Source organism: Paenibacillus sp. Y301, assembly GCF_059445505.1.
In genome coordinates this window covers 1-11,496 of the sequence record NZ_JCAIUL010000029.1, presented here as the reverse complement: position 1 = coordinate 11,496, position 11,496 = coordinate 1, and the positions used below count along the sequence as shown (strand labels likewise).

12 protein-coding genes are annotated in these 11,496 nt (G+C 38.0%); 11 read left to right on the top strand and 1 reads right to left on the bottom strand.

Features of this window, described 5'->3' with window-relative positions; all coding sequences use genetic code 11:
• Window positions 1–296 precede the first annotated feature (296 nt).
• From AC1D69_RS24775 to AC1D69_RS24745, 7 genes are all read left to right on the top strand, one after another.
• Entirely contained in the window at window positions 297–1,652 is a 1,356-nt protein-coding gene (locus AC1D69_RS24775) for a PepSY1/2 domain-containing protein (protein WP_495458778.1), read from the top strand.
• 683 nt (window positions 1,653–2,335) lie between these two features.
• On the top strand, window positions 2,336–2,707 hold the full coding sequence (locus AC1D69_RS24770) for a DUF4181 domain-containing protein (protein ID WP_495458777.1): 372 nt from the start codon (window positions 2,336–2,338) through the stop codon (window positions 2,705–2,707).
• Between the two features lie 122 nt (window positions 2,708–2,829).
• The gene (locus AC1D69_RS24765; RefSeq protein WP_495458776.1) at window positions 2,830–3,528 is read left to right on the top strand and encodes a response regulator transcription factor; all 699 of its coding nucleotides are present in this window, start codon (window positions 2,830–2,832) and stop codon (window positions 3,526–3,528) included.
• Window positions 3,515–4,507, top strand: coding sequence for a sensor histidine kinase (locus tag AC1D69_RS24760; RefSeq protein ID WP_495458779.1), 993 nt, complete (start codon window positions 3,515–3,517; stop codon window positions 4,505–4,507). The genes AC1D69_RS24765 and AC1D69_RS24760 overlap by 14 nt, the downstream gene beginning before the upstream one ends.
• 101 nt (window positions 4,508–4,608) lie before the next feature.
• A complete protein-coding gene (locus AC1D69_RS24755; protein WP_495458775.1) occupies window positions 4,609–5,292 on the top strand; it encodes an ABC transporter ATP-binding protein in 684 nt (227 codons plus the stop codon).
• Window positions 5,289–7,898, top strand: coding sequence for an ABC transporter permease (locus AC1D69_RS24750; RefSeq protein ID WP_495458774.1), 2,610 nt, complete (start codon window positions 5,289–5,291; stop codon window positions 7,896–7,898). The genes AC1D69_RS24755 and AC1D69_RS24750 overlap by 4 nt, the downstream gene beginning before the upstream one ends.
• Window positions 7,899–8,406: 508 nt before the next feature.
• Window positions 8,407–8,907, top strand: coding sequence for an NUDIX domain-containing protein (locus AC1D69_RS24745; protein ID WP_495458773.1), 501 nt, complete (start codon window positions 8,407–8,409; stop codon window positions 8,905–8,907).
• Here the strand turns inward: AC1D69_RS24745 and AC1D69_RS24740 are convergent.
• Entirely contained in the window at window positions 8,885–9,034 is a 150-nt protein-coding gene (locus AC1D69_RS24740) for a hypothetical protein (RefSeq protein ID WP_495458772.1), read from the bottom strand. The two genes, AC1D69_RS24745 and AC1D69_RS24740, sit on opposite strands and share 23 nt — an antisense overlap.
• Before the next feature lie 609 nt (window positions 9,035–9,643).
• On the opposite strand from AC1D69_RS24740, the gene AC1D69_RS24735 reads away from it, so the two are divergent.
• From AC1D69_RS24735 to AC1D69_RS24720, 4 genes are all read left to right on the top strand, one after another.
• On the top strand, window positions 9,644–9,874 hold the full coding sequence (locus AC1D69_RS24735; protein WP_495458771.1) for a hypothetical protein: 231 nt from the start codon (window positions 9,644–9,646) through the stop codon (window positions 9,872–9,874).
• 275 nt (window positions 9,875–10,149) lie between these two features.
• Window positions 10,150–10,575, top strand: coding sequence for a hypothetical protein (locus AC1D69_RS24730; RefSeq protein WP_495458770.1), 426 nt, complete (start codon window positions 10,150–10,152; stop codon window positions 10,573–10,575).
• A 234-nt stretch (window positions 10,576–10,809) separates the two neighbouring features.
• The gene (locus AC1D69_RS24725) at window positions 10,810–11,214 is read left to right on the top strand and encodes a GNAT family N-acetyltransferase (RefSeq protein ID WP_430171421.1); all 405 of its coding nucleotides are present in this window, start codon (window positions 10,810–10,812) and stop codon (window positions 11,212–11,214) included.
• A 100-nt stretch (window positions 11,215–11,314) separates the two neighbouring features.
• The coding region (locus AC1D69_RS24720; RefSeq protein ID WP_495458769.1) for a hypothetical protein at window positions 11,315–11,496 on the top strand (182 nt) is incomplete at its 3' end.

The following is an 11,496-nucleotide window of genomic DNA, read 5'->3' as shown; positions in this document are numbered from 1 at the left end:
CAAGATTAGTACAACGGTGTCTAATGAGCTTACTCTCCGAACAGCAACTGTATTCCAAGGCGACGAAATCCTGCGAATGAGTGAGTATATATGAGATAAACCCTTAAAACCGAGGGACGGGCAGGCTAGTGCAACAGCAAATCGTATTTTGCGTCTTCTTTTAAGGATGTCATGCCCAAAATGAGTGCCTTGCTGAGAGTTGTACACTCACGGGTTAGCAGATTTTGGTGCATGACTTCTATTTTCCTGTAGTGTTTAATAAGAATTACTACTTATTAGAAACGGAGACTTAGAACTTGAATAAGACTAGCAGAATCAAAATTACTACGATTTTATTTGCATTTCTGTTGATAGGTATTATGGTTTATGGATATATGAAGCATAAAGAATTGAAACAAGAATTGGATCAACTGCAAAGTGAAAAGCTTGATAACACACGCAGGTGGGTTCAGATGCAAATGATGAATACTGAAAGAATAGACTTTGATCTGGCTAATATTCTAGCTTCGAATTCCGCATCATATCGCAGGAAATATTTGAAAGCTGCCTATGAATCGGCTTCCTATATGGACAATTTTAATTGGTTCAATCCATCTCCAACGATTCTGTCCGACTTTCAATCTAATCGCGCTGAGCCATTTTGGAGACAAACAGCAAGTTATTTAGGTTACTTATTGGATGATAATAAAGAAACGCTAACGAAGATTCAGCGACAAAACTTATTAACGATGCGAAACTTCACGCTCAAAACGGTTCCTGTGATGCATCAAATAAACGACAACGTGATGTATGGTCCTCATGTGAAGAATGAAGTTCCTTCGGAAGCACTGAGTCGAATAATAACATCATTAACGAATGAGCTCGATTTCAACACCTTAATCGGTTATAAGGAACCGTTGTTCAATGAATACCTTTACCATTTAAATCCATATCAACCTCGGGATCATGTATTTAAGAAGGAAAAACGAGTGCATAAGGAAGAATTGCAGTCGAAAGTGAAATCTTTCATGAATATACTCTGGAAAGACAATCGTGATAATCAAATTACGTCGAGCGGTGGGGGTACAGCACCTGAGTTTGGGGATAGCCTCCAGTATTGGTCCGGGAATGGCAAGAAAATGTTCTATGAAGTTCAAATTAGTGTCGCTGGAGGACATATATTACGTATTTATCCATCTGAAGATGGATCTAAGAAGCTTGATAATGGAAAAATGACTACAGAAGAGGCTATTAAATTAGCTCAGTCCCTCGTAAAACGTTGGGGGGAGGCTCCTCTGGTTATTGATCATACATTAGCAAAGGGTCCCGTACTAAAGGTAACATTTGTTCCTCAGGTTAGAGGAGTTCATAATACTGACGCAAACGTGGATGTTACGATCGATACAGCAAAAGGAATTCTGCAGTATTTCGATACAACAGGTTATTATTTGAAAAGAGATCGAATAGTCAAGGCGAAGGCAGGCGTTCAGCCTGAGACTGCGCTAAAACAAATAAATACTGAATTGGAAATTACAGAGCGACCTAAACTCCTGATACGTAATGGAAAACTGGTTTACTCCATCCCTGTTAAAGGTTATGAACGGGTTACAAAGGTCTATGTGGACGCTCAAACAGGGCAACAAGTCGATATTGAGTATGAAAGTCTTGAATAAGTAAAGGAGTATAGCCTGAGCAAATATCGACAGAAAGGTCGGTGGTTAAGCATGGCGAAGATTTTTTTGCCGATAGACCCTTTAAGCTGAACCTTATCACAAATAAAAGTGGTGGTTATTCAACTAACGGGACACTTTAGTTCAATGAAAACAGCGACAGTCTAGGACTTTATTTTCTTGTCCATGTCAGTCGCTGTTTCAATTTCAAGGGTCAGTCTAAAACTAATTCTATGGAGTCTGATGGTACGGCAACTTGAAAATCCACGTGGAATATAGAAATCCAGTGTAAACTTTATTTCTTCTGACACCAAGGCGACCGCTACCAATTTTTACGAAATCATTCCGTCCGCTGCGCTAATTTAATCATATTTTTCAATTTTTTTCATTCAATAAAACACAAAGAAACTTGCAAAAAGTTATCATTGAATCCGGGTGTCTTTCGCACACCTATAATTTGTTGCAGCAAGCAACAATGGAACAAAGATGCCAAATAACAGGTCAAGGATAAACCACCTTGATCTGTTATTTGATTTTTTGTGCATCCGTATTTTTTTGAGAAATCAGCTACCTATATATTCTCTAAGCAACTTTCCAACTTCAAGATTGGACGTTTCAGGGAACATTTATGTTAAAAGTACGTTATATTGTTAGGAAGGGAACTTCTTGAATGAGGAGGGAAGTAATTGAAAATTATATTTATATTTTGGGTATTGTCTGTAATTCAACTTATACTGATGACTTTCTTTGTTGAAAAGAGTGATAGAAAAATATCGGTTGCGGATAAGCTAGGAATGGTTGGTTTCCAAAGGTATAAGTGGGGAATAAGAATTTTCATCATTGTCATCATCGGTATTACCATTTTAAGTTTTATTCAATATTACAGCGAGATGACGATGAATCGTATTTACCTTGTCGTTGGTATTGTAACACTGTGCATTAGAGCTATGTTGGAATGGAAATATATTAGAGAAACGAAACGACATAAAGTAACAGCAAGTATGTTAATACTCATTGTTCTTGTTGCAATCTATATATTCTCATTGAAGCCTTTATAGAATAGAATACTATTCCCTTATAATCCTTTGCGGTGGTTATTAGGTTTCATATCGTCTACAATAGATGTCCCATCATTGGGGAATGAATATATATAGTAAAACTACGTTAGGATGATTCTTACATGAAAATACTGCTTGTGGAAGACGATCGAACGATTGCATCAGGTCTTGAATATTCGTTGCAACAGGATCACTTTTCTACGGTTCTTTGTTATGATACCGTAACTGCTAAACAGGTGATAGCTGAACAATTAGATCAGTTTACCTTATGTTTATTTGATATATCGCTACCCGATGGTAATGGCTACGAATTATGTAAGATGGTGAAGGAGCGGAGTGATATTCCTGTTATTTTTCTAACAGCAATAGATGATGAGGTGAATGTCGTGATGGGACTTGATATGGGTGGAGACGATTATATTACCAAACCTTTTCGGATCCGTGAGCTTCTCTCGCGCATTAAATCCGTCTTAAGAAGATATCATAAACAGACCCAGACCAATTCAATCATTGAAATTGATAATATACGGATCAACACGCTAGAAGGAAAAGTGTATAAGAATGGCGATGAGATTTCAGTGACTGCTTTAGAGTATCGGTTATTGCTTATTTTTGCGAATCATATTGGGCAGGTTCTTTCAAGAAATCAGCTATTAGAACGGATTTGGGACGTGGCAGGTGACTTTGTGAATGATAATACCTTAACAGTCTACATTAAAAGATTAAGAGAAAAGTTAGAGGACAACCCTCAAGATCCAACGATTATCAAAACAGTGCGGGGTCTAGGTTATAAGGTAGGTGATTCATATCCTTCGAAATAGAGAAATTCTGTGGTTATTCGTTACGATGTGTTCGATCAGTCTCGTCGCGATCATGATTTCTACAATCATCTCAATCCCTGTCGTAGTGCTTATTTGTATCACTTCAGCGTTACTTATCACATGCAGCTTAATTTTTACGAGATGGAGATATAGAGAGATTGAGAATCTCTCTGGCTATTTACGTCAAATAAGCAATGGGAATTACACGTTAGATGTTCGTGATAATCAGGAAGGCGAGCTTAGTATTCTAAAGAACGATATCTATAAAGTGACACTTATGTTATCTGAGCATAGTTCTCTTTTACAACATGATAAAGTCCAGCTTACGAATGCGATCTCCGATATATCACACCAGCTTAAGACACCCCTAACCTCCATGACCGTCATGGCAGATTTATTAAGTGAACCCGAACTTCCTCCTGAGAAAAGAACGGAATTCACACGCAATATACGGATTCAACTCGAAAGAATTGGATGGCTTGTTTCCTCCTTATTAAAGTTCTCCAAGATCGACGCAGGAACAGCTCAATTTAAAAAAGATTCGATTTCGGTCAGTACGTTGATTCAAAAATCACTAGAGCCTGTTCTGATTCCTATGGACGTTAAGGAACAAACGGTCTCGATCAAGGGAGAAGACACGGTATCTTTTCTTGGTGACCTCAATTGGACAGCGGAAGCAGTCATCAATATTCTCAAAAATTGCGTGGAGCACATCCCTGAGGGTGGGGAGATCTCTATATCTTTTGCAGAAAATGCACTATTTACCGAAGTAATCATTGCTGATAACGGAAAAGGAATTCCGAAAGAAGAGTTACCTTATGTTTTTAAACGATTCTATAAAGGGAAGAATGCAAGCGAAGATAGTATCGGCATTGGACTAGCCCTAGCTCACAGTATTATTACAAATCAGAATGGAGACATCCATGTGAAGAGTGGGAAAGGGATGGGCACACAGTTTCATATTAAGTTTTACAAATAAGTCATTCCTGAAGTTAAGTGACTAAATAGTCATGTAACAGTCACTGTAAAGTCACGATAGACAGATATACTGATCTCATTAGCACAAATGGAGGTCTTAGAATGGAAATATTAAAAATTGAACATCTGTCTAAAACGTATGGGAAAGGTGAAACCGCGGTAAAGGCACTTGATGATGTATCTTTTACAGTAAACAAAGGAGAATTCATTGCGATTATCGGTCCATCTGGTTCAGGGAAATCAACGATTCTACATATGCTTGGTGGTGTGGATCGACCTACTAGTGGCAAAGTGCTCGTTGATAACACAGACATTTATAATCTGAATGAAACCCAACTAGCGATCTTTCGACGTAGACAAATTGGCTTGATCTATCAGTTCTATAATCTAATTCCGGTCTTAACGGTGGAAGAGAATATTCAGCTACCTCTACTACTTGATGGACATAAGGTGGATAAGAAGCAATTTACGGATATCGTGAAAACTTTAAACCTAGACAATCGCTTAAAGCACTTACCGAATCAACTCTCTGGTGGACAACAACAGCGGGTGTCGATTGGAAGAGCGCTGATTAGTAATCCAGCAATTATGCTCGCAGACGAACCAACAGGTAATCTGGATAGTAAGAATGGTAATGAAATTATTGATTTATTAAAAATGTTTAATAAGACCTTTAATCAAACGCTAATTATCATTACCCATGATGAGCGAATTGCGCTACAAGCCGATAGAATCATCACCATTGAAGATGGAAGGATTGCCAAAGACGAGGTGATTCGTCCGTGAATATTGTTAACAAATTAACAGTACGACATTTGAAGGAGAATAAACGCCGCACACTAGTGACCATTATTGGAGTTATTATTTCGGTAGCGATGGTGACAGCTGTTTCTACACTTGGTGTATCGTTTATGGATTTAATGAAGAAGCAGAGCATCTCCACTGGTGGGGAATGGCATGTCCAATATAAAGGTGTTACTAAAGCTCAGCTCGCAGCGATTCAAGCAGATGAGGCAACGAAGACCCTGGTCATTTCCAAAGATCGTGGTTATGCCCCTTTAGCAGGTGGACAGAATGAGAACAAGCCCTATTGGTTTATTAAGGAATACAATACAGCAGGTTTCGAACAATTTCCGATTGAGCTTCTTGAGGGGAGACTGCCGAAGGCTAACCATGAGGTGGTTATATCCGAGGAGATTGCTCAGAACGCTAAAGTGACCTACAAAATTGGGGATTCATTCACTCTGGATGTTGGGGAGCGTGTGATTAGTGATGATGTTAATGGTCCTCTACTAACTCAAAACGCACGATTACAGATTGAAAATGATACCCTGTCTGAAATGTTAGTTCATAAGCAACCCATAAGCTACACGATTGTGGGAGTGATAAAACGTCCGACATGGGAACCAACATGGGCTCCGGGCTATACAACCCTAAGTTACGTGGATGAAAGCTTGATCGCAGCAGACGAAAAAGTCACAGCGACGGTTGTATTGAACAAGGTGGATAACTCTCTATATACACACGCTGAGGAATTCGCAAAAGAAAATAATATTGAGTCTGAGTCCATTTCTTATAATAATAGTCTGCTACGCTATTATGGTGTGGCAAATAGTAATGGCATACGTGATACGCTGCTTTCCTTGTCAGCGATTATTATGGCCGTGATTATCATTGGCTCCGTATCTTTAATCTATAATGCTTTTGCGATTTCTGTCTCGGAACGCGCACGCCATCTAGGCATGTTGTCAAGTGTAGGCGCTACGAAAAGGCAAAAGAGAAATTCGATATTTTTTGAGGGAATGATTATCGGGTTAATCAGTATCCCTATTGGGATCATTTGCGGCATTGTCGGCATAGGGATAACCTTTATGTTTATCAATTCGATGATTCAAGACATGTTAGGGATAACAGAAAAATTAACGGTGGTCGTCACACCTGTCTCCATACTAATCGCTTGTGCTGTTTCAATAGTGACGATTGCTATATCTACCTATCTTCCAGCCAAAAAAGCTTCTAGGATCTCAGCGATTGATGCGATTCGACAAACCACTGAGGTTAAGCTCTCTGGTAAAACGGTGAAAACATCCAAATTCGTTCGTAAATTGTTTGGAATCGAAGCGGAAATTGGGTTGAAGAATCTAAAAAGAAATAAACGCAAGTACCAAGCAACGGTGTTCTCGCTTATCATTAGCATTGTGTTGTTTTTATCGGTATCGTATTTCACTACTAACCTGAGAAAGTCGATCGAACTATCACAGGACGGCTTGAATTATGATATCCAAGTCTATATGGGGAATGAGGACTCTCAAAAAGTAGATCGGTTGACCAAATCGATATCTACCCTGCCAAGTGTTACAGAATATAATGTGGTTAGAACACTAAATGTGAGTTCTCGGATTGAGGAGAAAATGATTGCTGAAGAATTGAAAGAAAGAGTGAAGAAGGATAGCAGTATGTTAGATGATAATGGGAAGCTTCCTTATGCCATTCAGATTAATGTACTCAATGAACAGAATTTGAAGGCTTATACACAATCAGTCGGTGTTCCTTATGAGCAACTAATCAATCCTGATCAGTTGACGGCCATTGTGATCGATACCGTCTCTTATCAAGATGAGATAGCCAAAAAATTTGTTGAGACCAAAGCGATTCAAACGAAAACCGGTAACCAACTTGATTTAAGCTACACTGGTGGGGACTTGGAAAAAGAGTTGAAATTAAAACCAGTAACCATCGTCGCTTTGACAGATCAACTGCCTTTGGGCGTTCATACAGTGGAAATAGGCAGATTAAACATTATCGTCTCCGAACAAGTATTAGATCAATTAGGGATTGAACCCCTGAGTAAAAATATTATAAGCAGACTTAACCTGAACAGCACAGACCCATTGAAGACACAACAGACCATTGAAGAGATGAAAGAGAGTAATGTCTATGTTAATAATGTATATCAGAATAAACAGCAAAATGAACAGATGATCTTGTTAATGTCTGTATTCATCTATGGGTTTATCTCGTTAATTACATTAATATCGATCGCCAATATTTTGAATACCATTTCTACAAGCATATCTCTTCGGAAAAGAGAGTTTGCGATGCTGAAATCAGTTGGGATGACGCCTAAAGGTTTCAATAAAATGATCAATTATGAAAGTATATTTTATGGAATGAAATCACTACTCTATGGTCTTCCGATCAGTATCGGTATAATGTATTTGATGTACAAATCACTGATGAATAGCTTCGAATTTGGCTTCATACTCCCATGGAAAAGCATAATGTATGTTATCGTTGCTGTATTTATCATTGTTAGCTTAGCCATGTTATATGCGAGTTCCAAGGTGAAAAAGGAAAACATTATTGATGCTTTAAAACAAGAGAATATATAGCCAAAGAATGATGGAGGCACGTGAAATGTTTAATCATTTCAGGTGCCTCCATTTATTTGTGATGCAACAAGCAGTAGTATCGCTGCGGAGGAGATTAGAGGGATGATAGCGAAAGTATAGATAGAAATAAGAGCGGAATGAGTGGAGGGGAAGTATATATAGGAGTTACAGCGGAATGAGGCATTGAAAGTGTACATAGAAATTATAGAGGAATGAGGCGAAGGGAAAGGTTAATTCAGTAGCAAGTGCGTAATGAGAAGAAGGGAAAGTATACTTCAGTAATAAGAGTGTAATGAACGAGGGCGTTTAACCATGCAAGGGTCTTTCAGAGGTACTGGCATACAATGTCTGACCCATGAATGAGGAAAGCCATGTTCGTCTATCACTCTACAGACGGGGATTTAACGAATTCTCCTATCTGGTTGTATGAGAGAGATAGACGAATTCGTAGATTAGTAGTTATCTGAAAGATGTGTAAAAGATTATTAAAGATAAGGAGTGATGAAGAATGGAAGTAAGGCAAATGTCCACTGCCTTTCTGTTTAATGAAAACAAAGTAATTATGATGAAGAAAGATTCAAGTAGAATCACAGATACTGTGTTTTGGACGGGACTTGGTGGACATTTAGAAGCGGATGAGTTGAATTTTCCGAAGAGAGCTTGTATTCGAGAAATCTTTGAAGAATCCGGGATACAAGAGGAAGAAATTGAAGAACTAAAATTAAGATACATATTATTACGAATAAAAGATGAAGAAATAAGACAGCAATTTGTATATTTCGGAAAAACTAAGAGACTTAACTATATAAATTCAGATGAAGGAGAACTGCATTGGATTGATAAAGATAAGATTCTAGAGCTGAGATTATCTAAGATCGTAAGCTTCATGGTGAAACACTATTTGGAGAATCCTAATAAAAACGAAATAATTATAGGAACAATTACAACAGATAATGAAGAGAACCCAGAAATACAGTGGTCAGAACTTAAAGATCCAAAGATATTCTAGCATATTCGAAGAAGACACATCCATCAGATAACATCGTATCTACGCTGCGGTTCTTACGAACCTTGGTCTGCAAGAGGGATTTCAGAGTAGTATACTCAGCAGACAACCCTGCACCACCTAACCGCATCGCGGCCAGTCGCTTTGCTCCTTTAAGGTGGTGAGGCTTCGCAGATACCCAAACGTTACCTGAAATATCTGGGATAGGGACGTAGGAAGGGCATTAAAGAATGGATGATAGAGAAATTCATGAAGAAATAATGAACAAAAGGTAAAGTCATAAGAATAGAAGCGAAAGATCTAAAAAAAACCAGGTTTAAATTCAGCATTAGAGGCATTTCGAAGAAGAGATAGAAATACATAAAGAAAATCGAAACAAAACTAAGTGAGATTAAATACGTTAAGAACATTAAGAACATTAAGAACATTAAGAACATCAGAACCATCAAAGACATGATAGATATGAAAGACATCAAATAAAATTAAATGATACAAGGAATTTGAAAGTAGATTCAGGGAAGTCAGATACATCAGGTAACACCACATTCCTACTGCGGGCATTCGCCCTTGATCGCTTAGAAGGATTTTCAAGAAGATTATTCAGGCGACACATTCAACCAGCTAAGTCTGACGACCCGTTCCCTACGGTCACTTAAGCTGCTTGAACGTCAGGAATGCCAAACGTTATCCGAAACATCCGGAAATTAAAAATTATAAGAAAAAAATAGAGGTGAATAAGATGGGAAATGACAATGAAAACCATGAAACTCAATCTGACACCAATTACAGTGATGCAGAAACAACACAAGTACATTCTATGATTGAAGAAGCACAAAGAATAGAAGGGGGAGGACCTCCTAAAAAGGTTGATTTTAAATCACTCCCAAAACCAATAAGGCTTTTTGGTTACTTTTTCATTACAATGATGATTATTATGGTTGTTTTTGCTATAATATCTAACTTCTTATAAGTAAAGTAAAGGGATCAAAGAAAAAAGTAATAAAACAAAAGAGAGAAAAAGATATATTTTGTATGGGGTTTCGAGGAAGTCGGATGCATCGGATAACAGAACATTCCTACGTCGTCGCTAATGCTCCTCGATCGCCAAGAGGGATATCAGAGAAGAGAATTCAGGCGATACATTCAACCAGCTAAGTCTGACGACCCGTTCCCTATGGTCACTTAAGCTGTTTGAACGTCAGGAATGCCAAACGTTAGACGAAATTCTTGAAATGAGGATAACCCATGAACTTCAAACAACTAAATAATAAGTGGGGGGCAGAACCGAACGCTCCGGATCCAAGCATTATCATAGAAGAGGAAAAACTTATTTTAAGATTCTACTTAAATGCATTTATATATAGTGATTATGAAGAAGAAGATATAGGCAGTTTAGAATTTGATAATTGTTATATGTATCGCTTAGGAGCAACGAATGATGAGGGATTTTATAAAGGACTATGTAGATTTTCAGATAGCGAAATCAAATGGGGAGAGTTTTATTTACTTGAAGACTCAGGATGGGAAGATTCGTTCCCTAGTGACAGAATATACAATAACAAATACATAGATAAGAAGAAACTGAAGCATTATTTATTTTATTTCAGAGACGAGACTTTTGAATGCATGGCTAGTGATTATAACTTCAAAGTCATGAAGGCTAACTCATAGAGGTCAATAACTCCGTCTAACACAACATTCCTACTACGGGCATTCGCCCTTGATCGCCAAGAGGAATATCATAGAAGTATATTCAGGCGATACATTCAACCCGCTAAGTCTGACGACCCGTTCCCTTTGGTCACTTAAGCTGCTTGAACGTCAGGAATGCCAAACGTTAGCAGAAATCAGTACAGATTATCATAAAGAAGGAAAAAAGCTCAGAAAAAAATCGGAGGGTCAGCTATGAAGATTGATTTTGCAAAGGATACAGATTATATGTACATTTTAAAAAGAGATAAGCACATAGTCGAAACACTGATCAGATCAAAAATTAAAGAAAAAGAGATATTTATACTTAGAGATGAGGGCAAAGAAATTGGTTGGATGAGGTATGGATACTTTTGGGATAATACTCCCTTTATGAATATGATATGGATTGATGAAGGATATAGAGGACAAAGAATTGGTAAGGAAGTAGTACTTTATTGGGAAGAATTAATGAGCGAAAGAGGATTCACAACCGTAATGACGTCTACTCAATCTAATGAAGGAGCACAGCACTTTTACAGGAAGCTTGGATATCGTGATGTAGGATGTTTGTTACAAGAGAACGAGCCTCTTGAAGTAATTTTGACCAAACAAATATAAACATTGGTCGAACGTTATTCGAAGAAGGTACTGACATCTGCTAACACAGCATTCCTACTGCGGGCATTCGCCCTTGATCGCCAAGAGGGATATCAGAGAAGTGAATTCAGGCGATACATTCAACCAGCTAAGTCTGACGACCCGTTCCCTACGGTCACTTAAGCTGCTTGAACGTCAGGAATGCCAAACGTTAGCAGACATGCTGAAAATAACTAATAGGAGCAAACCATTTATGATTGAATTTCCATATGAGAGCCAAATAAATGATGAAAAAATAAAATC

Bases quoted from the DNA above. Each gene is read 5' to 3' on its own strand.
- AC1D69_RS24765 (WP_495458776.1), top strand. From the start codon at position 2,830: ATGAAAATACTGCTTGTGGAAGACGATCGAACGATTGCATCAGGTCTT.
- AC1D69_RS24755 (WP_495458775.1), top strand. From the start codon at position 4,609: ATGGAAATATTAAAAATTGAACATCTGTCTAAAACGTATGGGAAAGGT.
- AC1D69_RS24745 (WP_495458773.1), top strand. From the start codon at position 8,407: ATGGAAGTAAGGCAAATGTCCACTGCCTTTCTGTTTAATGAAAACAAA.
- AC1D69_RS24740 (WP_495458772.1), bottom strand. From the start codon at position 9,034: ATGCGGTTAGGTGGTGCAGGGTTGTCTGCTGAGTATACTACTCTGAAA.
- AC1D69_RS24735 (WP_495458771.1), top strand. From the start codon at position 9,644: ATGGGAAATGACAATGAAAACCATGAAACTCAATCTGACACCAATTAC.
- AC1D69_RS24730 (WP_495458770.1), top strand. From the start codon at position 10,150: ATGAACTTCAAACAACTAAATAATAAGTGGGGGGCAGAACCGAACGCT.
- AC1D69_RS24725 (WP_430171421.1), top strand. From the start codon at position 10,810: ATGAAGATTGATTTTGCAAAGGATACAGATTATATGTACATTTTAAAA.